This window comes from Streptomyces sp. BK340 (genome assembly GCF_007827595.1).
Lineage (GTDB): Bacteria > Actinomycetota > Actinomycetes > Streptomycetales > Streptomycetaceae > Streptomyces.
The window spans coordinates 140747-164098 of sequence record NZ_VISR01000013.1; the positions used below are offsets into that span (position 1 = coordinate 140747).

The following is a 23352-nucleotide window of genomic DNA, read 5'->3' on the forward strand; positions in this document are numbered from 1 at the left end:
CCCCTGTCGGTAGTCCCACCCCGGCTGCGACCTTGGTCGTACACCCGCCGTTTCATGAACGCAGTGTGGCAGTCCCATTGCGGCGGCGGACTTTCCCTTGAACCCCTCCTTCGCCGCCCCGTACGTTCATTCCACGAAACACGGCCGTGTGCCCGAGTGGTTCAGGGGCTCGCCTGCGCTGCATCCATCAGCGAGCTCCGCTCGCGGGGAGTTCCGCGGGTTCGATTCCCGCCACGGCCGGACAACAGAAGATGATCACGGCCGTGTGCCCGAGTGGTTTAGGGGCTCGCCTGCAAAGCGAGTTACGTGGGTTCGATTCCCGCCACGGCCTCCAGTCCTTGACCAGGGCAAAGGAAGGGGCGGCACCCCGGGAGGGGCGCCGCCCCATCGATCATTCGCCCAGTGGTTCGGCCATCGGCGTGCAGTGGGCCGAAACCCCGCACAGCCGTATTCGTTTCTCGGTGCGGACCCGAGAAACGCGGACCGCCCGGGCTGTTGCGGCGGGCGGCGGCGTGCCGAACCCAGGGTGGAGGACCACACCATGCTGACGACCGAGTACGTGCCGGGCGCTCCGAACTGGCTGGACCTGGGGAGTCCGGACACCGACGCGAGCGCCGCCTTCTACGCCGCCGTCTTCGGCTGGGACTTCCGCTCGGCGGGACCGGAGGCGGGCGGCTACGGCTTCTTCCAGCAGGACGGGAAGACGGTTGCGGGCCTCGGTCCGCTCACCGAAGAGGGGGCGAGTCCCTCCTGGACGGTGTACTTCCACACGCCGGACGCCGACGCCACCGCCAAGGCCGTGGAGCAGGCGGGCGGCAGGGTCCGGGTCGCTCCGGCGGACGTCTTCTCCTTCGGGCGGATGGCCGCCTTCACCGACCCCACGGGCGCGGACTTCGCCGTCTGGCAGCCGGGCGGGACCAGCGGCCTGGAGGCTGTCGGCGTCCCCGGCAGCCTGTCCTGGGCCGAGCTGTACACCTCCGACGCGGCCGCGGCGAAGGCGTTCTACGGGTCGGTCTTCTCCTGGCGGATGACCGATGTGCCGATGGGCCCGGAGCTGACGTACACGCTCCTGGCCCCGTCCGGTGCCGGCGAGGAGGGGAGCCACGGCGGGCTGATGCAGCTGCCCCAGGAGAACCTCGACGCCGGATCGACGGCGGAGTGGCATCCCTACTTCGAGGTGAGCGACTGCGACGCCACGTTCGCCGGAGCCACCGCCGCCGGGGCCACCGTCCTGATCCCGACCACCGACGCGCCGGGGATCGGCCGCTTCGCCATGTTCCTCGACCCGGCCGGTGCGCCCTTCGCCGTCATCAGGACCGTCATGGGCTGAGCGTGCGGTCCCGGCGCCACACGCCTCAGAGCACCCCGCCCGCCTCGTCCTGGAAGAGTTCCGTCCAGTAGTGCCAGTCGGTGTTCTCGGACAGGGCCGTGGGGTCGACCGAGGTCAGGGTCTGGATCATCGCCGCGGCCAGCTGGTCGTAGGCGTCGGTCGTCAGTTCGTTGCCCAGGTGCTCGTCGATCGTGCGCTCGTGGTGCAGGAGCCAGAGGGTGAAGGCCAGCGTGGAGACGTCGGTGTTCAGGGGGTAGAGCGTCGCCTCCGGCTCGCTGAAGGTGAGGATCGCGCCCGTTCTGCCGTCGATCACCAGGCTGTTGTCCTCGACCAGGTAGCCGAGGCGGATCAGGTGGTCGGAGTGGGCCGGGAGATCCTCCAGGGGGTACTCCCCGGCCCGCTCGCCGGTGAAGTACTCGGTGAGGGTCGGCAGCGGGACGTCCGTGTCGGCGTGGAAGAGGACCGCCTCCTCCGGCAGTCCCGTCTCCCGCAGGAAGCGGCGGGTCGGCTCGTGGGTGAGCGTGGTGGGGAAGTCCACCTCCTCGAAGCGGGCCACCCGGCCGTGGCCGAACTCCTGGTCCAGGACGCGGGCGGGGACGTCCAGGCTGAGGCCGGACGTGGTGCCGGGGTCGGCGATGAGGGCGAGCGGGCGGATCAGGGCCGCCGCCTTCCAGTACGGCGGGACCGCGCCGTCCGTGCCCTCCTCGAAGAGCGCGAGGAGGCGGCGGGAGGCCTCGGTCACCGTCTTGGGGCCGTACTGGCCCGACAGGGAGGAGAAACGGCCTCGCAGGCCCGCGAGTTCCTCCGTGACGGCGGCGAAGCGCAGGAGGGTGTCGAGGGAGGGCGCGAAGGGGCGGGGGTCGGACGGGGTGAAGAGGTAGGCCGTCGTGAGCTCGCCCGTGTCGCCGTCGAGCAGGATCGACTCGCGCTCCATGCCGGCGGGGTTGAGGAGTTCGCCTATGACCAGGCGGCTGCGCAGCTCCTCCGCGAGGTGGAAGGGGCCGTCCGTGGCGTCGCCGAGGGTGCGCAGGCCGTGCGTGCGGAGCGGGGAGAACGTCAACAGGTCGGTGTCCGCGGGCAGTCCGGGGCCCGTGAGCAGGCCGCGCGTCGGCGCGTGCGTGACGTACCGGTCCAGCTCCGCCTCGGTCAGCGTGATCGCCGGCACCCCGGCATCGGTCGTGCTCATCGCTCCCCCGCGATCTTCCTCGGTGCGTCGGTCCCTGGGCTGGGCGTGCCCGGCCGCGCTCCGGCTTCCCTCGGAGAGCGGCGGTCCCCCATTGCCCGGAACACTACGCCGCACCACTGACAACGCCCGTGGGAAAGGACGCCGGGCGGCCCTCGCCCGTTCCACTCCCGCCAGGAGTCGCGCGACCGTCGGCCTGCTCGGACGCCGTCACCCCGGTGACGGCGCCCGCGTTCCTCAGGTGAAGTAGATGCCGCCCAGGACGACCGCCAGGGCCGCCACGGCGAAGATCAGGATCCACAGGAACAACTTGCCCAGGCTCGGCGGGGGCTCGTAGCGGGGTTCCTCGGGGGGCGTGGTCACTGCGGGGTCACCACCGCGGCCTGCGGACGGATCGGGAGGCGGTTGACCGGGCGGCCCGTCGCCGCGCGGACGGCCGAGGCGATCGCCGCCGGGGACGTCACCACCGGGACCGCGCTGACCGACTTGGCGCCGAAGGGGGCGACCACGTCCCGCTCCTCGACCAGCTTCACGATCCGGATGTCCGGCGCGTCCAGCGCGGTCGGCAGGGCGTATCCGGTCAGGTCGGGGTGGCGGATCAGGCCGCGGGCCGTCCGCAGGTTCTCGGTGAGGGCGATGCCCACGCCCTGGGTGACACCCGCCTCGATGCGCGAGGCCAGCTGCGCCGGGTTCAGCACCCGGCCCACGTCCTGGGCGACCGCCAGCTCGACCACGCGGACCGAGCCGAGTTCGATGTCCACGTCCACCACCGCGCGGATCGCGCAGAAGGCGAGGCCGACGAAGGCGTCGCCCTGGCCCTGGGCGTCGAGGGGCTCGGTGGGGTGCGGGCGGCACTGGGCGGTGGCCCACAGCTCCTTGCCGTCCATCGCCTCGGTGACGGTCGTCGACAGCACGCCGTCGTACGAGGTGATCTTGCCGTCGGTGATCTGGAGCAGCTCGGTCGACATGCCGAACTTGTGCGCCAGGGGCTGCAGCAGTTGCGCGCGGACCATCTTGGCCGCGCGTTCCACCGCGCCGCCGGAGACCCAGGTGTGGCGGCCGCGGCAGCCCGCGCCCGCCGGGGGCTGGTCGGTGTCGACCGGTGCGACGTGCACCTCGTCGATGCCGAGCGTGTCCTGGACGATCTGGCGGGCGAGGGTGCTGAAGCCCTGTCCCGTCTCCACGGCCGCGCACAGCACGGTCGCGACGCCGTCGTGGACCTTCACGGTCGCCGTGGAGACCTCGTCGGCGCCCTCCACGCCGAGCATGTGCACCATGCCCAGGCCGTAGCCGACGCCCCGGCGCACCGCACCCGGCTCGCCCGCGCCCTCGGGACCGCCGGGCAGCAGCCAGTCCTCCTCGGGCGTGTCCTTGGGCAGCGCCGGAAGGGGGTGGTCACGGACCGTCTGGAGGAGTTCGGCCACCGGCGCCGGGCAGGTGACCGTCTGGCCGATCGGCAGGACGTCCCCGGTCGCGAGCACGTTGCGCAGGCGCAGCTCGGCCGGGTCCTCGCCCAGCTTCTTCGCGAGCTTGTCCATCTGCGCCTCGTAGGCGGCGCACACCTGCATGGCGCCCTCGCCGCGCACATGGCCGGAGGGCGGGTTGTTGGTGCGTACGGCCCAGCCCTCGATGAAGGCGTTCGGGACGACGTACGGGCCGCAGGCGAAGGAGACGGCGGCGGCCAGGACCTCGGCGGAGGTGTCGGCGTAGGCGCCCGCGTCGAGGAGGATCTGCGCCTCGACCTTGACCAGCCTGCCGTCGGCGTCGGCGTGGTGGCGGTAGCGCAGCAGGGTCGGGTGGCGGTGGGCGTGGCCGAGGAAGGACTCCTCGCGGGTGGCCGTGAGCTTCACCGGGCAGCCGGTCTTGAGGGCGAGCAGGCCGAGCGGGAGCTGGAAGCCCTGGTCCTCGCGGTCGGCGGTGGCGCCAGGCACCCCGGTGACGACGATCTTCACCCGATCGGGGGACAGCCCGTAGCAGGCCGCGGCGGTGTTGCGGTCGGTGTGCGGGTCGGTGGAGGCCAGGTACAGCTCCACGCCGCCGTCGGGACGCGGCACGGCGAGACCGGCCTCGGCGCCGATGGGGGCCGGGTCCTGGCGGCCGATGCGGTACAGGCCCTCGACGACGACCTCGCCGACCGCGTCCGGGTCGCCGTGGCGCAGCGGGATGTGCCGGATCAGGTTGCCGTCGGGGTGCAGGGGCTCGGCCTCGAAGGCCTGCTCCGGGTCGGTGACCGGGTCGAGCACCTCGTACTCGACGATGACGGCGGCGGCCGCCATCCGCGCGGTGTCCGGGTGGTCGGCGGCGACGGCCGCGATGGGCTCGCCGTGGTGGCGTACGACCTCGGAGGCGAACACCGGGCGGTCGGGTGTGCCCCGTCCGTACCGGGGGGTGCCGGGCACGTCCTCGTGGGTGACGACGGCCCGTACGCCGGGCATCTCGCGCGCGTGGGTGGTGTCGATGGACAAGATGCGCGCGTGCGCGTGCGGGGAGCGCAGGACGGCCGCCCACAGCAGGCCCTCGGCCCACAGGTCGGCCGCGTACGGGAAGGTGCCCTCGGTCTTGGCGCGCGCGTCGGCGTGCGGCAGCGAGGCGCCGAGGCCGTGCGGCAGCGGCTCGGCCGCCGGGGCCGCTTCGGCCGCGGTGGTCGCGGTGGCGGCTTCGTTGCTCACGCCTGGCCTCCGTCCTGGCCGTAGTGCTGGTCGTGCGGTCCCGGTGCGCCGAAGGTGCCGGGACTGTCGAAGACACCGGGTGCATGGAACGCCGACGGGTTGACGCCGCCGGAGCCCGGGCCCGCCTGGTGCGGAATACGTGCCTCGTCGCCGCCCGTCTCGGCGTCGGCGGCGGTGTGCGCCTCGCGTTCGGCGACGACCTCCCTGACGGCGTCCAGGACGCCCCGGTAGCCGGAGCAGCGGCACAGGTTGCCGCACAGGGCCTGGCGGGTCTCCAGCTCGGTCGGCGCCGGGTTGCCCTCCAGCAGGTCGTGCACGGTCATCGCCATGCCCGGCACGCAGAAACCGCACTGCACGGCACCGCACCGGGCGAGCGCCCGCTGCACGTCGGAGGGCTGCCCGTCGACGGCCAGGCCCTCGACGGTACGGACCTCGGCGCCGGCCGCGGTGACCGCCGGTACCAGGCACGAGGCCACCAGGCGTCCGTCCACCTGCACGTTGCAGGCGCCGCACTCGCCCTGCGAGCAGCCGTCCTTGGCCCCGGCGAGGCCCAGCCGCTCCCGCAGGACGTACAGCAGGGACTCGCCGATCCAGGCGTCGGTGACGGGCCGGTCGGCGCTGTTGACGCGCAGCACGTACGAGGCGAGGGGATGGTCGTCCTGCGGCCCCTGGGCGGTCCGTTCCGGGTCCTCGGCGGCGTCGTGCCCGGAGGCCTCCGGGTCCTCGGGGGCCGGGGCGTGTGCCGCGGACTCGACGGGGTCCGCCGTGCCGGTGTCCTCCGACGGGCCGGCCGCCGGGTCCGTCTCGGCGGCCTCCGGGGCCGGGGGTGCGGCCGTGTCCGGCGTTCCCACGGCCTCCTGCGCGGCCGGTGGGGCCTCGGACTCACCGTGTCGCGCCGGGCCGTCAGCGGGGCCCTCAGGGGCCTGTGCGGGCGCTGTGGCGGCGTACGGCGCCGGGGGCGCGAACTCCGGCGCCGGGGACGCGTCGGCCATGTGGGGTTCGGCGGCGGGCTCCGGCTGGCCCCAGGGCCCGTCCGCGGGCTCCGTCGCCCAGGGCGCGGGCGCGCCGCCGGGCAGGGTGGCCGGCGGGGTGCCGCCCCACTGCTCGACCAGCGAGGACGTGGTGAACTCGCCCGACTCGTCCGGGAGATCGCCGCCGGCGACCGGGATGGACCACTGCCCGGTGACGTCGTGCCCGGGCCCGGACGGGGCCGCGGGCTCCTCGAAGGTCCACTGCTGGGTGGTGGCGGGGTGGTACGTGAACCGGTCGTCCGCCGCCTGCTCCTGGGGCACGGCGTTCGGGTCGGGCCACTGGTGGCCGTCGCCGGGCACGGTCCAGCTGCCGGAGGCGGCCGGGTCGCTCGTCCCGTGGGTCGCCGTTATCTGCGGCGGCACGTAGCCGTGGCCGGGTGCGGCCAGGGGACTGTCACCGGACAGCAGGGCCTCGATGCCGCCCTCGGGGAGCTTGACGAAGGCGGTGGCCCCGTCGTCGTAGTCGCCCTGGGGCAGTGGGTCCCAGCGGCCGCCGCCCCGGGACGTGCCCTCTCCGTGCTGGTCGTCGGTCACGACAGTGCCCTCCCCAGTGCTCGTCGGGCCAGCGCGGCGACGGTGCGCCGCAGGTGCAGTACGGCGGGTGGAAGCGGGGTCACGGAACCGTCCGGCTCCGGTACGGGGTCGGGGATGCAGGCCGCGGCGACGTACTCCCCGAAGGCGTTCAGGGCCTCCGGGACGAGTGCGCGGTCGTTGTCCCAGTCGATGAGCCCGGCGACCCACTGCTCGGCCTCCAGGGGCCTGAGCGGCATCGGCGCTATGGCACCGACGGCACACCGCACCCCGCGCCGGGCCGGGTCGAGCACCAGGGCCACGGAGGCCACCGCGCGGCCCGGGCCGGTACGTCCGGTCGCCTTGAGGAAGACCTGTGGGGCGTGCAGCAGCGGCACGCGCACGAAGCCGATGAGCTCGCCGCCGCGCAGCATCTCCACGCCGGCCAGCAGGTGCGACACCGGGATCTCCCGGCGGGCTCCGCCCGGGCCCGCGATGATCAGCGTCGCCTCCAGGGCGGCCAGCACCGGCAGCGCGTCCCCGGTGGGGGCGGCGGTGGCGATGTTGCCGCCCAGGGTGCCCGCGTTGCGGATGTGCGGCGGGCCCGCGGCGCGCGCGGCGGCGGCGAGCGCCGGGATCAGGGCCGCGAAGTCGGGACGGCCCATGCGTGCGTGGGTGAGGCCCGCGCCGAGCAGCGCGTGGCCGTCCTGGTACTGCCAGCCGCGGATCTCGCTGATCCGCCCGAGGCCCACCAGTGCGGCGGGCCTGAGCTGGCCGGAGTTGACTGCGGCCATCAGGTCGGTGCCGCCCGCCACGGGAACGGCCGTGGGCATGGCGGTGAGGGCCGCCACGGCCTCGTCCAGTGTCGTGGGCAGCGTGACGGCCTGCGCCGCCTGCGGTGCGTGCGTGGTCAAACCGGCTGCCCCTTCCCGCTGCCCCACCTGGTCCCTCCTGTGTGGCCGTACGGTACGTGCTCACAGGGCGGACGTGGCAACTCTGGCACATCTTCGCAAGACCCGAACGCGGGGGTCCGCTAGGAGGCATTCGCCCACCTCATCGGGTAGATAGTCCGTTTTCGCACCGCTTCACCCGTGTATTCTGATTGCCACTCTTCGGTGATACCGACGGGCTTTTTCCGTTATCTGTTCGGAGGCGGTCCCTCCAGCGGCCGGCCGAGCACACCCGGGCGCCGCTGCCACGGCCGCGGCCCGCTGGGCGGCCGGTAGGCCACGCCGAGGGCGTCAAGTCGCCCGTAGTGGGCGGCCATACGGCGCTCGAAGTCCGCGAAGTCCCGCTCCTGCGGGGCGGGAAGGCTGCTCCAGGCGACCTCCGCGAAGGCCGCGAGCCTCGGGAAGGTCTGGTAGTCCACCCGCGCGGCGTCCTCCATCACCTCGGTCCAGACGTTGGCCTGGGTGCCCAGCACATGCCGGGCCTCCGCCTCACTGAGCTGCGACGGAACCGGCTCGAACCGGTAGACGTCCTCCAGGGTGCGCACGAAGCCGATCGGCACGGGCTCGTCCTCGCCCGGCGCCTGCCGGTGGTCCAGGTAGACGTACTGCTCCGGGCACATGACGACGTCGTGCCCGGCCCGCGCGGCCGCCACGCCACCGCCGTAGCCGCGCCAGGAGGACACGGCCGCCCCCGGCGCGAGTCCGCCCTCCAGGATCTCGTCCCAGCCGATGAGCCGACGCCCGCGCGCGGTAAGCCACTTGTCGAAGTGCCCGATGAACCAGGACTGCAACTCGTCCTCGTCGGCGAGCCCGAGTTCCGCGATGCGGGTCTTGGCGGCCACCGACTCGCTCCACTGCTCCTTGCGGCATTCGTCGCCGCCGATGTGAATGAACGCCGAGAACTCGGCGGCGTCCGCCGGGAACAGCTCCAGGACTTCCTCGAACACCCCCTCGTAGAACCGCAGGGTGGTGTCGGTGGGGGCGAGTACGTCGGCCGAGATTCCCCAGGTGTCCCACACGGTCAGGGCGGTGGTGTCGGTGACGTCGGTGTTGCCCAGTTCCGGATACGCGGCGACAGCGGCCTGCGAGTGGCCCGGCACGTCGATTTCGGGGACGACGGTGATATGCCGCTCGGCGGCATAGGCGACGATCTCCCGGATGTCGTCCTGGGTGTAGTAACCCCCGTGCGGCTTCTCCTCCCACAGCGGCGAGGCCCGGTGCCCGAATTTCGTCCGTGCCCGCCAGGACGCGACCTCGGTCAGCCTGGGATGGCGCCGGATCTCGATCCGCCAGCCCTGGTCGTCCGTCAGGTGGAAGTGGAAGACGTTGAGTTTGTGCGCGGCCATCAGGTCCAGGTAACGCAGGACACCTTCCTTGGGCATGAAGTGCCGGGCGACGTCGAGCATGAGACCGCGCCAGCGGAAGCGGGGGGAATCCTCGACGGTGACCCTCGGCAGGTCCCACTCCCGTCCCGGCCGCACCGGCGCCCGGCGGAACGCGTCGGGGCCGAGCAGCTGCCGGAAGGTCTGCGCCCCCCAGAAGACACCGGCCGCGCCGCCGCCCTGAATGCGGTACGGGCCACCGTCGCTGACCAGCCGGTAGCCCTCCGGCGGCAGGTCGGGCTCGATGCTCAGCACGAGCCGGTCGGCACCCTCGCCCGCCTCCGGGAACGGCAGTCCGGTCGCGGCACCGACCGTGGCGCGCAGCCAGCGCGCGACGCCTTCCGTGCCCGGCCGCGCCTCAAGGGCCGTACCGCTGCCGAGGCTCGTGCGGCCGGCGGTGTTCCGGGAACAGCGCGCCGGAGCCGGAATCAGATCCACGTTGTCAGTCACGTCAGTCCTTGTCCGCTCCGCCCAGCCCCGGGACCGGGCGTCGCTGTACGAGTACGAAGAAGGCCAGCAGGGCCGTCGGCGGGGTCGGCCGCGAGGTGTCGCTGATGATGAAGGACTCGGCGAACCGGAAGTCGTTCCGGGCCGAGACGAAGGAAAACACGCTCATGGCCACCAGGCCCGGGAGGAAGAGCGGGAAAAGGATCTGCGGAGGAATCCCCCGCGGCCTTCCACGGGCGCCGTCCGGGCCACCGGAAACCTGATCGGCAAGGCGGTCCGGAAGCGGAAACGGAATCGCGCGACGGCGGTCACGGCGAGAAACGCGATCAGCGCCGGGGCGATCACCACACCGCCCGCCACCACCACGCCGTTGACGAAGTGACGGCCGAATTCCTGCCGCCCGAAGACCCGCCGGAAGGAGTCCGGGGACGGCGCCGGCGGCCGCGATCGGCAGGGCCGGGACATCCGCCACGAACTGCCACGAGTGTTGCAGTACATGCAATGAACGTTTCGCTCTGCACAACACCATGGGAGGCTATGGGCAACACGAACATGGCGACAAGAGGTCTCGACCACTCTGTGGCCGTAAAACACAAAAGCCCCCGGGACGCGTCGAGACGCGTCCCGGGGGCCTTGCCGTCCTCAGCCGGGCGGGGAGACCCCTACTTCTTGTCCCCGCCCTTGTCGTCGCCGCCGCTGCCCATGGACTCGTAGATCTCCTTGCACATGGGACACACGGGGTACTTCTTCGGGTCGCGGCCGGGCACCCACACCTTGCCGCACAGCGCCACGACGGGGGTACCGTCGAGGGCGCTCGCCATGATCTTGTCCTTCTGGACATAGTGGGCGAAGCGCTCGTGGTCGCCGTCGCCGTGGGACACCTGCGGCGTCGGTTCTACGAGGGTCCCCGTACCAGTCCCGCGCTCGGGCTCGAGAGTGCTCATATCAGCAAGGGTACTGAAGCTCACAGGCATCAGTTGAGCGACGGGTCGTCCGGATACGTGGCCACCATCGCCAGCTCGTTGCGCTGGCGGCGGAGCACTTCGCGCCAGAGTCGCTCCGGGGCCGGCGAGGAGACGTCGCCCGGCTCGGACTCGACGACGTACCAGGCCCCCTCCACCAGCTCGTCCTCCAGCTGACCGGGACCCCAGCCGGCGTATCCGGCGAAGATTCTCAGTGAGCCGAGGGCCGAGGCGAGCAGCTCCGGCGGTGCCTCCAGGTCGACCAGGCCGATCGCGCCGTGCACCCGCCGCCAGCCGAGCGGGGCGCGGTCCCCGTTGGCGCCGCCCGGGATGACCGCGACGCCGAGCGCCGAGTCCAGCGAGACGGGTCCGCCCTGGAAGACCACGCCGGGCTCGCCCGCGAGATCGGCCCAGCCCTCCAGGATGTCGCCCACGTCCACGGGGGTGGGGCGGTTGAGGACGACACCGAGGGAGCCCTCCTCGTCGTGGTCGAGAAGGAGCACCACAGCGCGGTCGAAGTTCGGGTCCGCCAGGGCGGGCGTGGCCACGAGCAGCCGCCCTGTGAGCGAGGACACCTCGGTCATGCCAGACATGATCCCGCATCTTCCCCCGGCGTGGGGAGCCAATCGGGTGTGCGGGTGAACGCAGCTCAGGGCGCGTGGGCGCAAGCCCCGCGCGTGGTGACCCCATGTGCCCGGTGCGGAACGGTTCGTGTTGTGACACACCTATGACGTGGCTGGGTGGTACTTGGGCATACGGCAGGGGGGCGATCGGCGATTACCCTGTCTCTCCGGCCCCCGCGCTAAGTGATCGGCCGGCCCCTGCCCGACTCATCGGAACGCGAGATTCATGACCGTCAACGACGATGTCCTGCTTGTCCACGGCGGAACCCCGCTGGAGGGCGAGATCCGTGTCCGCGGTGCGAAGAACCTCGTACCGAAGGCCATGGTCGCCGCCCTGCTGGGCAGCGCGCCGAGTCGACTGCGCAACGTTCCGGACATCCGTGACGTGCGTGTCGTACGCGGCCTGCTGCAGTTGCACGGGGTGACGGTCCGACCGGGTGAGGAGCCCGGTGAGCTGGTACTCGACCCCACCCATGTGGAAAGCGCGAACGTCGCTGACATCGATGCCCACGCGGGTTCCAGCCGTATCCCGATCCTCTTCTGCGGTCCGCTGCTGCACCGTCTCGGCCACGCCTTCATCCCGGGCCTCGGCGGCTGCGACATCGGCGGCCGGCCCATCGACTTCCACTTCGACGTGCTGCGGCAGTTCGGCGCGACCATCGAGAAGCGCGCGGACGGCCAGTACCTGGAGGCGCCGCAGCGGCTGCGCGGTACGAAGATCCGGCTGCCGTACCCGTCAGTCGGCGCGACCGAGCAGGTGCTGCTGACGGCCGTACTGGCCGAGGGCGTCACGGAGTTGTCCAACGCGGCCGTCGAGCCGGAGATCGAGGACCTCATCTGCGTTCTGCAGAAGATGGGCGCGATCATCGCGATCGACACCGACCGCACGATCCGCATCACCGGTGTGGACAGCCTCGGCGGCTACACCCACCACGCCCTGTCGGACCGTCTGGAGGCCGCGTCCTGGGCCTCGGCGGCTCTCGCGACCAACGGCAACATCTACGTCCGCGGCGCCCAGCAGCGCTCGATGATGACGTTCCTGAACACCTACCGGAAGGTGGGCGGTGCCTTCGAGATCGACGACGAGGGCATCCGTTTCTGGCACCCGGGCGGCCAGCTGAAGTCCATCGCGCTGGAGACGGACGTGCACCCCGGCTTCCAGACCGACTGGCAGCAGCCGCTGGTGGTGGCCCTGACGCAGGCCACGGGCCTGTCCATCATCCACGAGACGGTGTACGAGTCCCGGCTCGGCTTCACCTCCGCGCTCAACCAGATGGGCGCGCACATCCAGCTCTACCGCGAGTGCCTGGGCGGCTCCGACTGCCGCTTCGGCCAGCGCAACTTCCTGCACTCCGCGGTCGTCTCGGGACCGACCAAGCTGCAGGGCGCCGACCTGGTCATCCCCGACCTGCGCGGCGGCTTCTCGTACCTGATCGCGGCTCTCGCGGCCGAGGGCACCTCCCGGGTCCACGGCATCGAACTGATCAACCGCGGCTACGAGAACTTCATGGAGAAGCTGATGGAGCTCGGCGCGAAGGTCGAACTGCCGGGCAAGGCACTCGGCTGACGACGAGCGGCCCGGCCTGGGGGTCCCGCTCGAGCGAAGCCGAGAGTGGGGGCGTTCGAGGCCGTTTCTGACCGCAACCGCGAAGGGGCGGCACCCGGACTCCGGGTGCCGCCCCTTCGACGCTCTCGGCGGAGCGCTTACTTGCCCTTGGCCGCTTCCTTGAGCTTGGAGCCCGCGGAGACCTTCACGCTGAAGCCGGCCGGGATGTTGATGGGCTCACCGGTCTGCGGGTTGCGCGCGGTACGAGCGGCACGGTGGGTGCGCTCGAAGGTCAGGAAGCCGGGGATGGTGACCTTCTCGTCGCCCTTGGAGACGATGTCGCCGACGACCTCGGCGAACGCGGCCAGAACGGCGTCGGCGTCCTTGCGGGTCACCTCGGCGCGGTCGGCCAGCGCGGCCACCAGCTCACTGCGGTTCATGTTGTTACTCCCGTGTTCTTCTTGCCGTTGAGGCGTGAGGTGAGATCGATGCCGATGCGCTCGCGCCCAAAGACGCATCCTGCCCCTACCTGCGGCGGGAAAGCCAATCCGGCACCCGTAGGAGTCGTGAGAACACCCTAGGGAGTCACACGAAAAGCGCCTGCTCGGCCGTCACCCTAGAGGGCACCCGCCGGTGGGGGGTTCCACGACGCGCCGGTGCGGGGGCTGCCGTGTCGATCCTCACAGCCCCTGCACGGTCGGTCTCACAGCTTCTGAAACCCTACGGTACGAGCGGCTGGGACGCCGCTCCGACCGCCTTGGCCGCGTCGCGCACCGCTCCGGCGACCGCGCCCGCGACCTTGTCGTTGAAGACGCTCGGAATGATGTAGTTCGGGTTCAGCTCGTCCTCGGTCACCACGTCGGCGAGGGCCTTCGCGGCGGCGAGCATCATCTCGGTGTTGACCGTGCGGGACTGCGCGTCCAGCAGGCCGCGGAAGACACCCGGGAAGACCAGCACGTTGTTGATCTGGTTCGGGAAGTCGGAGCGGCCGGTGGCCACAACAGCGGCCGTCTGACGGGCGATTGCGGGGTCGACCTCGGGGTCCGGGTTCGCGAGCGCGAACACGATCGCGCCCTCGGCCATGGCGGCCACGTCGTCGCCGTCGAGGACGTTCGGGGCGGAGACGCCGATGAAGACGTCGGCGCCGCGCACGGCCTCCTTCAGGGTCCCGGTCAGGCCCTCGGGGTTGGTGTTGTCGGCGATCCAGCGCAGCGGGGAGTCGGCCGGGGCGTCCACCAGGTCGGCGCGGCCGGCGTGCACGACGCCCTGGATGTCGGCGACGACGGCGTTCTTCACGCCCGCCGCGATCAGCAGCTTGAGGATGGCCGTACCGGCCGCGCCGGCGCCGGACATGACGACCCGGATGTTCTCGATCGCCTTGCCGGTGACGCGAAGCGCGTTGGTCAGGGCGGCGAGGACGACGATCGCGGTGCCGTGCTGGTCGTCGTGGAAGACGGGGATGTCGAGGGCCTCGCGCAGGCGGGCCTCGATCTCGAAGCAACGGGGCGCGGAGATGTCCTCGAGGTTGATGCCGGCGAAGCCGGGGGCGATCGCCTTGACGATCTCGACGATCGCGTCGGTGTCCTGGGTGTCCAGGCACAGCGGCCAGGCGTCGATGCCGGCGAAGCGCTTGAAGAGGGCCGCCTTGCCCTCCATGACGGGCAGCGCGGCCTTGGGGCCGATGTTGCCGAGGCCCAGCACGGCGGAGCCGTCCGTCACGACCGCAACCGAGTTGCGCTTGATGGTGAGGCGGCGGGCGTCCTCGGGGTTCTCGGCGATGGCCATGCACACGCGGGCCACACCCGGCGTGTAGATCATCGAGAGGTCGTCACGGTTGCGGATCGGGTGCTTGGACTGCATCTCGATCTTGCCGCCGAGGTGCATCAGGAACGTACGGTCGGAGACCTTGCCGAGCGTGACGCCCTCGATGCCGCGGAGCTTCTCGACGATCTCTTCGGCGTGCGTGGTCGAGGTGGCCGCGATGGTGACGTCGATGCGGAGCTTCTCGTGGCCGGACGCGGTGACGTCGAGGCCGGTGACCGAGCCTCCGGAGGACTCCACGGCGTTGGTGAGCTGCGAGACGGCTGTTCCGCTCGCGGGCACCTCCAGCCGGATGGTCATCGAGTAGGAGACGCTGGGCGCCGTTGCCATGGCCGACTTCCTCTGCTTTCACCGTGTCGCGAGTTGTGCCGTCCGATCGTCGCACCTACCGGTGAGTACGTGATAGCCGCCTGGGATTGCGGTTGTTTTGTTCACAGCGGGTGACGCGATTTCGGAAAATCACTTCCACCATACGAGAATCGATCAGGCAATGAAAGAGGCCCACATCACTTGGTGATGTGGGCCTCCCACACGTTCACGACACCGACCCGCCATGCTCGCCTCGCGGCAAGTGGTCCCTCTGAGGGACGAAGGTTGGGCCCGGGGGCTTGGATCGGGCCGGTGCCACACCCAGGCTAACAAACGGATCCGGTAAGGCCATTCCCGTCGGCCGACTTCACAGCTTTCAGTCCCGCAGCAGGTCGGGCACCCCCGCCGCGTCCGGTTCGTCCCGCTCTCCGGAGACCACCGTCAGCTGCTGGGTGGCCCGGGTCAGCGCCACGTACAGCACCCGCAGGCCGGCCGGGGACTCGTCGGCGATCTCCGCCGGGGAGACGACGACCGTCGCGTCGTACTCCAGGCCCTTGGCCTCCAGGCTGCCGAGCGCCACCACCCGGTCGCCCAGCCCGGCCAGCCAGCGCCGGGCCTCCTCGCGCCGGTTCATCGCGACGACCACGCCGACCGTGCCGTCCACCAGGCCGAGGAGCCGCTCGGCCTCCGCGTGCACGGTCCTCTCCAGGGAGTCCCGCGCGGGGGTGCCGTGTCCGTCGTGCGTCCTCACGAAACGGGGCTCGACCCCGGTGGACCGTACGGCGGACGGCGCCTCGGAGCCCGGCATGGCGAGGGCGAGCACCTTGGCCGCCAGCTCGGCGATCTCGGCCGGGTTGCGGTAGTTCACGGTGAGCTGGAAGCGGCGCCGGGGGCGGCTGCCGAGGGCCTCGTCGCGGGCCTCGCCCGCCTCGTCCGGGTCGGACCAGGAGGACTGCGCCGGGTCGCCGACGATCGTCCAGGTGGCGTGCCGGCCGCGGCGGCCGACCATGCGCCACTGCATCGGCGTGAGGTCCTGCGCCTCGTCCACGATGACGTGCGCGTACTCGGTGCGCTCCTGGGCCAGGCGCTCGGCCCGCTCGCGCTGGGTCTCCTCGCGCACCGGCATCAGCTCCTCCAGGCCGGTGAGCTGGTCCAGCGGATCGAGTTCGCGCTTCTTTCGCGGCCGGGCCGGGGCACCGAGGATCGCCTGCAGCTCGTCGAGCATGGAGACGTCGTGGACGGAGTACCCGTCCCGCTTCAGCGAGCGGGCGACCCGGCGGACCTCGCCGGGGTTGAGGATGCGGCGGGCCCAGCGGCCGAGCCGCCGCTCGTCGGCCATGGCGGCCAGGACCCCCTTCGGGGTCAGCTCGGGCCACCAGGCGTCGAGGAAGGCGATGAAGACGTCCTCCGTCGTGATGTCCTCGTCGAAGGAGGAACGCAGCTCGGCGGCCAGCTCCGGGTCGCTGTGCCGGCCGGCCGCGCCGGACTTCGACCACAGGGCGTCCAGGAGCAGCTTGCGGGCGCGCGGGCGGAGCAGGTTGACCGGCGCGGTGCCGCTCAGGGCGGTGCGGCGGACGCGCTCCAGCTCGGCGGCCTCCAGTTCGAGGCGGCGCCCGAAGGCGACGACGCGGAGGCGGGACGGGGGGCCGTCGAAGGCCCGCGGCTCGCTGTCCTCGTCCAGGGCGAGCTGCCCCGCCGGAGCGGCCGGCCCCAGCTCCAGCGCGCCCCGGGCGGCCTTCCGCAGCACCTTCAGCATCCGGTACGAGCCCTTGGCGCGGGCCACGGACGGGGAGTCGTACAGCGTGGCCTCCACGCCGTCGACGAGGGAGCCGATCGCGCGGATGGCCACCTGGCCCTCCTCGCCGAGCGAGGGCAGCACGCCCTCGGTGTAGGACACCAGCAGCGGGGTCGGCGAGACGATCAGGATGCCGCCCGCGTAGCGTCTGCGGTCCTGGTAGAGCAGGTAGGCCGCGCGGTGCAGGGCGACCGCCGTCTTGCCGGTGCCCGGGCCGCCCTCGACGTACGTGACGGAGGCGGCGGGGGCGCGGATGACCAGGTCCTGCTCGGCCTGGATGGAGGAGACGATGTCCCGCATGGTGTGGCTGCGGGCCTGGCCGAGGGCGGCCATCAGCGCTCCGTCACCGATGACGGGCAGCTCGCGGTCGCCGAGGAACGCCGTCAGCTCCGGGCGCATCAGGTCGTCCTCGACGCCGAGGACCCGGCGGCCCTTGGAGCGGATGACCCGGCGCCGGACGACCCGGCCGGGGTCCTTCGGCGTGGACCGGTAGAAGGGCGCGGCGGCCGGTGCCCGCCAGTCGATGACCAGCGGCGAGTAGTCCTCGTCGAGCACGCCGATCCGGCCGATGTGCAGGGTCTCGGCGATGTCGGCGGTGTTGTCGGGCCGGACCGCGCCCTCGGCGGGCTCGACCGCCGTGTACGCCCCGTCCGGGCCCTTCTTGCCGTCCCTGCCGAGCAGCAGGTCGATCCGGCCGAAGAGGAAGTCCTCGAACTCGTTGTTGAGCCGGTTCAGGTGGACACCGGCCCGGAACACCTGGGCGTCCCGCTCGGCGAGCGCGCCGGGCGTGCCGACCTGGCCGCGCTTGGCCGCGTCGTTCATGAGGAACTCCGCCTCGTGGATCTTCTCCTCCAGGCGGTGGTACACCCGGTCGAGGTGTTCCTGTTCGACGCTGATCTCCCGGTCCCGGACCGAGTCGAGCGCGGTTTCCTGCTGAGCCTGAGCGGCCACCGGGCCCCCTTCTGACGTGCTGGGCAGCCGTCAACCGTACGCGAAGGGGGCCCGCAGAGGCTACGCGTCCACTTGGACGAGCTTCTTCCCGTCGAACGTCACAACCTCGAAGTGGTCGATCTCGCTCGGCTTGAGGGCCGTGCCGCCGCCGATGTAGAGCGGGTTCTTGGCCTCCGCGGTCTTGGCGTCCGGAATGCCGTAGCCCCACTTCGGGACGGACCAGGAGCCCAGCGTCTGGCGTTCGCCGCTGCCGGTGACGGCGACCAGGGAGCACTTGAGCGGACCCTTGACGCCCTTGAGCTCGAGCACCGTCGAGGTGCCCCAGTTCTTCTCTCCCATGGCGACGGTCGCGCTGGCGCCCGTCGTGCTGTCGGTGCCCGAGACCTTCTTGGGCAGCTGGTCGAAGGTCGTCTGGGCGGTGGCCGCCAGCGGTGTGGCGGTCTGCCCCGAGTCGCTCCCGCCGCTCGTCGCCATGACGGCCACCGGGCCGGCGATGATCAGCGCGGCCGCGGCCGCGACCAGGTAGAAGCCCTTGCGCCGCTTCAGCGCGCGGCGCTCGGAGACCTCGTCGACCAGCTTCTCGACCAGTCTCGGGCTCGGCTTGGCGGACAGCGACTCGCCGATCGCGGGCGTGCTGCCGGAGTTGGGCAGGTCCGCGAGGGCGGCCAGCATCGGCTCCATCCCGGCCAGCTCGTCCAGCTGCTGGGCGCACCACTCGCAGCCCGCGAGGTGGGCCTCGAAAGCGGTTGCCTCGGCGTCGTCGAGGATCCCGAGGGCGTAGGCGCCGACGGTTTCGTGCTCGTTCGGAGCCTGTGATCCCTGCATGGACCCAGACATACCCGAACCACCCGTGCCGAACCCCCCGTACATGCTCATCACGCCGTCACCCCCCGCTCCTCCAGTGCCAGCTTCATGGACCGCAGGGCGTAGAACACCCGAGAACGGACGGTTCCGCTGGGTATGCCCAGGGTTTCGGCCGCCTCGTTGACGGTACGCCCCTTGAAGTACGTCTCGACGAGCACCTCCCGGTGGGCCGGGGTCAGGTCGTCGAGCGCGTCAGACAGCGTCATCAGCCACAGCGCCTTGTCGATCTCGTCCTCCGCGGGGATGACCTCCAGCGGCGACGGATCGACCTCCTGCGGCCGGGCCTGCCGGCTGCGGTGGCCGTCGATGACGATGCGGCGCGCGACCGTCACCAGCCAGGGGCGTACCGAACCGGTCGCCCGATTGAGCTGACCGGCGTTCTTCCAGGCACGGATGAGCGTTTCCTGCACGACGTCCTCGGCGCGCTGCCGGTCTCCGGCGACCAGCCTGAGGACATAAGCAAGCAGAGGTCCGGCGTGCTCGCGATACAGCGCACGCATCAGCTCCTCATCCGGTTCCGAGGGCTGTGAGGACATGCGATGTCGGGCCCTCGTTCCACGTTCATTGGCCACGGCCGCATCCTTGCGCACGCCCACCTCCGGTGTCCGGGGGTTCCCCCAGTCGGTCGCTCGCCCACCCGTACGGACAGGGGTGTCGTGATGTTCAAAGCGAGCTGGGAGTTTTCTCAGGAGTGGTGTGACGAGCGGGACATGCACACACATTCCCACCGCGTGATCTTTACATTTCCGACACATCGCCGGAGGCGGCCGAGCTGCCCGTGTCGGACCGTCAACAAACCCGGCGCCGCGCGGTGTTGCGGAAATCACTCCGGGCGCCGCAAGGGCGCAATGCGACAGAAGGCCCGTACCGGACACTCAGGCCTGCGCGAGGGCTGCCCGTCGTCGGTGCCGGGCGACCCGTTCACGGTTGCCGCAGACCTCGCTGGAGCACCAGCGCCTCCTGCGTCCCCGGGACGTGTCCAGGTACACGATGGGGCAGTTGTCCCCCTCGCACTCGCGCACGGCCGCCCGCGCCACCGGATCGGTGAGCAGCTCGACGGCGTCGCGCGCGACGAGAGCGAGCAGCCCCGCGCACCCGGGCGCCTGCGCCAACTCCCGCACCAGCGTGCCGTCCTCGCCGCGCACCGCACGCGGGACCGGGGGCGCGGCACGGGCGGCGACCTCGTTGAGCCGGACGAGAGCACGTTCGTACGGCGGCGAGTGGGCCGGGTTCGCGGTGCGCACCAACCGGCCGATGCACCCGCGCAGTTCCCGGAACCCCGCCAGCCAGGAGACGTCGGCATGGCCCAGCGGGGTGCCCGGCGGCACCAGCCCCGACCCGCCGATCCAGGCACGCAACGGCCCGACGGCGTCCAGCCGTTCGGCCGGGTGGGTGGTCGCGAGGAGATCCAGGCAGATCCGCCCGGCGTCGAACCGCAGCTCGTACGGGACCGTGGCCGTACCCAGTGCCATGTGCCTGTCACCGCCTAGGACAGGGGAACGTTCCGTCGCTCCTCTTCACAGTGCCTGCCCGCACACGACTGCGGAACCCCTCGTACCGCAGGCGGCACGCCGCCTTTCGCTGCGCCGGCCCGTCCGGCCCGCGGTGTTCCCCGCCCGACCCGTCCCCGGCGGGGATGCCGGAGCCCGGAGCACGGGTCGGCCCCTTCCGGTCCAGAAACCCGGGCAGGGCTCGTGGCCCGTGCCCGCGGCCATGACGCTGTGTCCTGCGAAAGCACCGGAGCCGCCCCAGGGATCCACGGGGGACGGCGGTTCAGAAAGGAAATGTTCATGAGCATGCGCACCCGGGTCGTCGCGATGGCGACGGCCGCGCTGCTGGGCGCCGGAGCGACCGGTATCGCCCTGGCACCCGGCGCGAGTGCCGCCTCGTACCACGGCATCGACGGCAACGGAGCCGTCACCGACGACTTCCAGGACGAGGAGGACCTCGGCGTCGACAACTACGCGGAGAGCAACGCCACGGCTCTCTGGCAGACCGTCCTGTACGCGGACGGCGCCCAGTGGCAGGACGAGGACGGCGACACGCACACCTTCCAGAAGAGCCAGATCGACGGCACCTTCGGCCCCGAGACCGAGTCGGCCACCCAGTGGTGGCAGGAGCACTACGGCATCACGGAGAACGACGGCGTCGTCACGGGCCCGAGCTGGGAGTTCGCCCAGCACTGGCTCACCGGCCCGGCCTCGGGCGGCACCGTGACATACCTGGGTGACGCACGGAACGCCACCCTCAAGCGCGTCAGCGGCAAGTACCGGGTGCGGATCAAGGGCACCGGCCCCTGGAAGGTCGCCTACTACGACAAGCTCGGCTGAGAACACCCCGAGGGCGGGTGGCCGTTCGGTCGCCCGCCCTGCGGGGCAGCGCCCACAGCAGCCCCGCGACCAGCAGCACGATGACGGCGAACGCGGCCAGCGCCGCCGTCCGCCACCACCGGTGCGCGCCGCCGGCCGGCTCCGGCCCGGCCCCGGCATCGCCCACCGCACCGGCTGCGGCGGCATCCCGCGGCGGCCCGGCGGGCTCCGGCTCGCCGGGCCGCCATGCCTGTTCGGCCAGCTCCCACAGCGCCAGCAGCCGCGCCTGGTCCGCTCCGGCCAGCCGGCCGAGGACCTGCGCCGCTCCCCTCGGCGGCAGCTTGGTCCCGCTCAGATAACGCTGCCAGGACGACTTGCTGTACGCGGTGCGCCGGGCCAGTTCGGCGAGGCTGAGTCCGGTACGGCCCTTCAGGACGCGCATCTGCTCGACCAGGTGCCGGGTCTCCCGCGGCAGCGAATCCGGCAACGGCTGCCAGCGTGTCATCCTCGTCCCCCCGAGTGCTCGCCGCGACGTCCCCGGGAGCGGTCCCTCCCCGCCACGGTCCGGCGTCAGCCTGACGCCCGGCCGAAAACATCCGGCAGAGCGCACGCCCGGCAGCCCGGAGCACGCGTGGTCGCACTGCGTGAGCCGAGCGCCCTCCGTCCCGGGGCCTGCCTGCACCGCCCGGCCCGTCGCCGGTGACCCGGTACCCAGAACGTCGTACGGCCGTACCGGCGTCGGCGTAGCCGGACGCCTGCGTATGCGGGTGCGCGCTTCGGCCATGTCCGGGGCAGGGGCCGCTCCGGTTGGCTGCAAGGCATGACGAATACGAGGGAAACCCGGACCGGCACAGTCGTCCTGAGCGCGGCCACGGTCGCGATGGGCCTGATCGCCGGGGTCTTCTACATCTTCGCCTGCGCGGTCATGCCGGCCCTGGCCCGCAGCGACGACCGCACCTACGTCGAGGTCATGCGCAACATCAACGACGTGATCCAGAACCCGGTGTTCTTCCTGAGCTTCATGGGGGCGCCGGCACTGACCGGATGGTCGGCGTGGCAACTGCGCGCCACACCCGCCGCCCGCTGGACCTGCGCGGCCCTGGCGGCCTACGCCCTGGTCTTCTTCGTCACGGTGGCCTTCAACATCCCCCTGAACAACGCCCTCGCGGCGAAGCGGGATCCGTCCGCCCTCCGCGAGCACTTCGAAGGACCGTGGGTGGCGTGGAACGTGGCCCGGGCGGTGGGGTCGACGGCGGCGGTGGCACTCCTGACGCGGGCGCTGCTGGTGCACGGGCGTTCCGGGCAGAAGCCGGGCGAGGCAGCACAGCCGTCCGCGCCGCTCACGTCCCGTCGCAGTGCACCTGGAGCGAGCGCGGCCTCGTGAGGCCGGCCCCGGCGGGCGCGCGAAGAAGCCCGCTCCGGCTCCGCCCGGCGCGACGGAGGTCACCGCACCGGGCGGCCGCTCACGCGTCCGCGTACTTCGCGTCCGCCGCCGCGTCCAGCGCCAGCCGGTACCCCCGCTTCACCACGGTCTGGATCAGCTTCGGCGCCCCGAGTGCCGTACGCAGCCGGGCCATCGCCGTCTCCACCGCGTGCTCGTCGCGGCCGGCGCCCGGCAGCGCGCGCAGCAGCTCGGCGCGGGCCACCACCCAGCCCGGGCGCCGGGACAGCGCCCGCAGCAGGGACATGCCCGCCGGCGGCACCGGCTTCAGGTCGCCGTCCACCAGCACCGCGTGGCCCCGGATCTCCACCCGGTGCCCGGCGACCGGCAAGGACCGTGCCCGCCCGGGCAGTTCCTGGCAGAGCAGCTGGACGAGCGGCCCGAGCCGGAACCGCTCCGGCTGTACGGTGTCCACGCCCCGGGCCTGCAGCGGCAGCGCGGTGACGGGGCCCACGCAGGCGGGCAGGACGTCATGGCTCAGCGCGGTCAGCAGCTCGGCGAGCAGTCCCCGCTCCTCGGCCCGCGACAGCAGGGACGCGGCGGCCGGCGCGCTGGTGAAGGTGAGCGCGTCCACCCCGCGCGAGACGACGGCGTCCAGCAGCCGGTCGACGGGGCCGATGTCCTCCGGCGGCATCCAGCGGTACACCGGCACCGGAAGCACCTCCGCTCCCCCGGCCCGCAGCGCCTCGACGAACCCGGGCAGCGGCTCCCCGTGCAGCTGCACGGCGACCCGGCGCCCGTCGACGCCCTCCTCCAGCAGCCGGTCGAGCACCTCGGCCATGGACTCGCTGGACGGCGACCACTCCTCGGTGAGCCCGGCGGCCCGGATGGCCCCCTTCACCTTGGGCCCGCGGGCCAGCAGCTCCACCCCGCGCAGCCGCTCCAGCAGCTGCTCCCCGAGCCCCCAGCCGTCGGCGGCCTCGACCCAGCCCCGGAACCCGATGGCGGTGGTCGCCACCACCACGTCCGGCGCCTGGTCGATGATCTCCTTGGTGGCGGCGAGCAGTTCGCCGTCGTCGGCAAGGGGCACTATGCGCAGGGTGGGCGCGTGCAGGACGGCGGCTCCGCGCCGCTGGAGCAGCGCCCCCAGCTCGTCGGCACGGCGCGCGGCGGTCACACCTACCGTGAAGCCCGCGAGGGGCCCGTGTTCCGTCTGTCCCGCCTGCTGCTGTTCCTCGTACATGGCTCTCCTACCTGGCCCGCATGCCGAGCGAGCCTGTCAACGGCTC

20 protein-coding genes, 2 tRNA genes and 1 pseudogene are annotated in these 23352 nt (G+C 72.1%); 6 read left to right on the plus strand and 17 right to left on the minus strand.

Going from position 1 to position 23352, the window contains the following annotated elements:
• Positions 1-142: 142 nt before the first annotated feature.
• The 3 genes from FB157_RS47425 (at position 143) to FB157_RS23340 (ending at position 1330) form a co-directional block, all read left to right on the plus strand.
• Positions 143-240: transfer RNA gene (locus FB157_RS47425), tRNA-OTHER, on the plus strand.
• 19 nt (positions 241-259) lie between these two features.
• Positions 260-334, plus strand: a tRNA-Cys gene (locus FB157_RS23335).
• A 207-nt stretch (positions 335-541) separates the two neighbouring features.
• A complete protein-coding gene (locus tag FB157_RS23340) occupies positions 542-1330 on the plus strand; it encodes a VOC family protein (protein WP_145882556.1) in 789 nt (262 codons plus the stop codon).
• A gap of 25 nt (positions 1331-1355) precedes the next feature.
• On the opposite strand, the gene FB157_RS23345 is transcribed toward FB157_RS23340, so the two are convergent.
• The 9 genes and pseudogenes from FB157_RS23345 to FB157_RS23380 form a co-directional block, all read right to left on the minus strand.
• On the minus strand, positions 1356-2516 hold the full coding sequence (locus tag FB157_RS23345; protein ID WP_145882557.1) for an SUKH-4 family immunity protein: 1161 nt from the start codon (positions 2514-2516) through the stop codon (positions 1356-1358).
• Between the two features lie 234 nt (positions 2517-2750).
• The gene (locus FB157_RS48640; protein WP_261386469.1) at positions 2751-2876 is read right to left on the minus strand and encodes a hypothetical protein; all 126 of its coding nucleotides are present in this window, start codon (positions 2874-2876) and stop codon (positions 2751-2753) included.
• Positions 2873-5182, minus strand: a complete 2310-nt coding sequence (locus tag FB157_RS23350) for a xanthine dehydrogenase family protein molybdopterin-binding subunit (protein ID WP_145882558.1) — start codon at positions 5180-5182, stop codon at positions 2873-2875. Before FB157_RS23350 ends, FB157_RS48640 begins: the two co-directional genes overlap by 4 nt.
• Positions 5179-6747 (minus strand): 2Fe-2S iron-sulfur cluster-binding protein, encoded by a 1569-nt coding sequence (locus FB157_RS47430; RefSeq protein ID WP_186581643.1) that lies wholly within the window; start codon positions 6745-6747, stop codon positions 5179-5181. The genes FB157_RS23350 and FB157_RS47430 overlap by 4 nt, the downstream gene beginning before the upstream one ends.
• The gene (locus FB157_RS23360; protein ID WP_145882559.1) at positions 6744-7637 is read right to left on the minus strand and encodes a xanthine dehydrogenase family protein subunit M; all 894 of its coding nucleotides are present in this window, start codon (positions 7635-7637) and stop codon (positions 6744-6746) included. The genes FB157_RS47430 and FB157_RS23360 overlap by 4 nt, the downstream gene beginning before the upstream one ends.
• A gap of 224 nt (positions 7638-7861) precedes the next feature.
• Positions 7862-9505 (minus strand): beta-N-acetylhexosaminidase, encoded by a 1644-nt coding sequence (locus FB157_RS23365; protein ID WP_186581644.1) that lies wholly within the window; start codon positions 9503-9505, stop codon positions 7862-7864.
• A gap of 1 nt (position 9506) precedes the next feature.
• Positions 9507-9937: pseudogene (locus FB157_RS23370) on the minus strand (carbohydrate ABC transporter permease); the annotation flags it as partial.
• Between the two features lie 227 nt (positions 9938-10164).
• Positions 10165-10446 (minus strand): DUF3039 domain-containing protein, encoded by a 282-nt coding sequence (locus tag FB157_RS23375; protein ID WP_031159440.1) that lies wholly within the window; start codon positions 10444-10446, stop codon positions 10165-10167.
• Positions 10447-10475: 29 nt separating this feature from the next.
• Positions 10476-11048: a YqgE/AlgH family protein gene (locus FB157_RS23380; RefSeq protein ID WP_186581645.1), complete on the minus strand. Its 573-nt coding sequence runs from the start codon at positions 11046-11048 to the stop codon at positions 10476-10478.
• A 265-nt stretch (positions 11049-11313) separates the two neighbouring features.
• On the opposite strand from FB157_RS23380, the gene murA reads away from it, so the two are divergent.
• Positions 11314-12654 (plus strand): UDP-N-acetylglucosamine 1-carboxyvinyltransferase, encoded by a 1341-nt coding sequence (gene murA, locus FB157_RS23385; RefSeq protein ID WP_145882561.1) that lies wholly within the window; start codon positions 11314-11316, stop codon positions 12652-12654.
• A 137-nt stretch (positions 12655-12791) separates the two neighbouring features.
• Here murA and FB157_RS23390 read toward each other — a convergent pair whose 3' ends face one another.
• The 6 genes from FB157_RS23390 to FB157_RS23415 all read right to left on the minus strand — a co-directional run bounded on the left by FB157_RS23390 (position 12792) and on the right by FB157_RS23415 (position 19845).
• On the minus strand, positions 12792-13073 hold the full coding sequence (locus FB157_RS23390) for an HU family DNA-binding protein (RefSeq protein ID WP_018549700.1): 282 nt from the start codon (positions 13071-13073) through the stop codon (positions 12792-12794).
• 280 nt (positions 13074-13353) lie between these two features.
• Positions 13354-14784 carry an NAD-dependent malic enzyme gene (locus tag FB157_RS23395; RefSeq protein ID WP_145882562.1) on the minus strand — a complete coding sequence of 477 codons (1431 nt, stop codon included), beginning with the start codon at positions 14782-14784 and terminating at the stop codon, positions 13354-13356.
• A 355-nt stretch (positions 14785-15139) separates the two neighbouring features.
• Entirely contained in the window at positions 15140-17509 is a 2370-nt protein-coding gene (locus FB157_RS23400) for a UvrD-helicase domain-containing protein (RefSeq protein WP_145882563.1), read from the minus strand.
• Positions 17510-17569: 60 nt separating this feature from the next.
• Positions 17570-18334 carry an anti-sigma factor gene (locus FB157_RS23405; RefSeq protein WP_186581646.1) on the minus strand — a complete coding sequence of 255 codons (765 nt, stop codon included), beginning with the start codon at positions 18332-18334 and terminating at the stop codon, positions 17570-17572.
• A 50-nt stretch (positions 18335-18384) separates the two neighbouring features.
• Positions 18385-18969, minus strand: a complete 585-nt coding sequence (locus tag FB157_RS23410) for a sigma-70 family RNA polymerase sigma factor (protein WP_079071569.1) — start codon at positions 18967-18969, stop codon at positions 18385-18387.
• A gap of 279 nt (positions 18970-19248) precedes the next feature.
• Positions 19249-19845, minus strand: a complete 597-nt coding sequence (locus tag FB157_RS23415) for an ABATE domain-containing protein (protein ID WP_145882565.1) — start codon at positions 19843-19845, stop codon at positions 19249-19251.
• A gap of 318 nt (positions 19846-20163) precedes the next feature.
• Between FB157_RS23415 and FB157_RS23420 the strand changes: the two genes are divergently transcribed.
• Complete coding sequence (locus FB157_RS23420; protein WP_145882566.1) at positions 20164-20703, plus strand: peptidoglycan-binding protein; 540 nt, start codon at positions 20164-20166, stop codon at positions 20701-20703.
• Here FB157_RS23420 and FB157_RS23425 read toward each other — a convergent pair.
• A complete protein-coding gene (locus tag FB157_RS23425; protein WP_145882567.1) occupies positions 20654-21187 on the minus strand; it encodes a helix-turn-helix transcriptional regulator in 534 nt (177 codons plus the stop codon). The two genes, FB157_RS23420 and FB157_RS23425, sit on opposite strands and share 50 nt — an antisense overlap.
• Positions 21188-21502: 315 nt before the next feature.
• On the opposite strand from FB157_RS23425, the gene FB157_RS23430 reads away from it, so the two are divergent.
• Positions 21503-22066, plus strand: a complete 564-nt coding sequence (locus FB157_RS23430; RefSeq protein WP_145882568.1) for a DUF1772 domain-containing protein — start codon at positions 21503-21505, stop codon at positions 22064-22066.
• Between the two features lie 79 nt (positions 22067-22145).
• On the opposite strand, the gene FB157_RS23435 is transcribed toward FB157_RS23430, so the two are convergent.
• Positions 22146-23306: a uroporphyrinogen-III synthase gene (locus FB157_RS23435; RefSeq protein ID WP_145882569.1), complete on the minus strand. Its 1161-nt coding sequence runs from the start codon at positions 23304-23306 to the stop codon at positions 22146-22148.
• Positions 23307-23352: the final 46 nt, after the last annotated feature.

Excerpts from the sequence above, each read along its gene's own strand:
- FB157_RS23395 (WP_145882562.1), bottom strand. The coding sequence starts at position 14,784 with ATGGCAACGGCGCCCAGCGTCTCCTACTCGATGACCATCCGGCTGGAG.
- FB157_RS23380 (WP_186581645.1), bottom strand. The coding sequence starts at position 11,048 with ATGACCGAGGTGTCCTCGCTCACAGGGCGGCTGCTCGTGGCCACGCCC.
- FB157_RS23345 (WP_145882557.1), bottom strand. The coding sequence starts at position 2,516 with ATGAGCACGACCGATGCCGGGGTGCCGGCGATCACGCTGACCGAGGCG.
- FB157_RS23375 (WP_031159440.1), bottom strand. The coding sequence starts at position 10,446 with ATGAGCACTCTCGAGCCCGAGCGCGGGACTGGTACGGGGACCCTCGTA.
- murA (WP_145882561.1), top strand. The coding sequence starts at position 11,314 with ATGACCGTCAACGACGATGTCCTGCTTGTCCACGGCGGAACCCCGCTG.
- FB157_RS23340 (WP_145882556.1), top strand. The coding sequence starts at position 542 with ATGCTGACGACCGAGTACGTGCCGGGCGCTCCGAACTGGCTGGACCTG.
- FB157_RS23425 (WP_145882567.1), bottom strand. The coding sequence starts at position 21,187 with ATGACACGCTGGCAGCCGTTGCCGGATTCGCTGCCGCGGGAGACCCGG.
- FB157_RS23430 (WP_145882568.1), top strand. The coding sequence starts at position 21,503 with ATGACGAATACGAGGGAAACCCGGACCGGCACAGTCGTCCTGAGCGCG.
- FB157_RS23405 (WP_186581646.1), bottom strand. The coding sequence starts at position 18,334 with ATGCAGGGATCACAGGCTCCGAACGAGCACGAAACCGTCGGCGCCTAC.
- FB157_RS23435 (WP_145882569.1), bottom strand. The coding sequence starts at position 23,306 with ATGTACGAGGAACAGCAGCAGGCGGGACAGACGGAACACGGGCCCCTC.
- FB157_RS23390 (WP_018549700.1), bottom strand. The coding sequence starts at position 13,073 with ATGAACCGCAGTGAGCTGGTGGCCGCGCTGGCCGACCGCGCCGAGGTG.
- FB157_RS23415 (WP_145882565.1), bottom strand. The coding sequence starts at position 19,845 with ATGGCACTGGGTACGGCCACGGTCCCGTACGAGCTGCGGTTCGACGCC.
- FB157_RS23420 (WP_145882566.1), top strand. The coding sequence starts at position 20,164 with ATGAGCATGCGCACCCGGGTCGTCGCGATGGCGACGGCCGCGCTGCTG.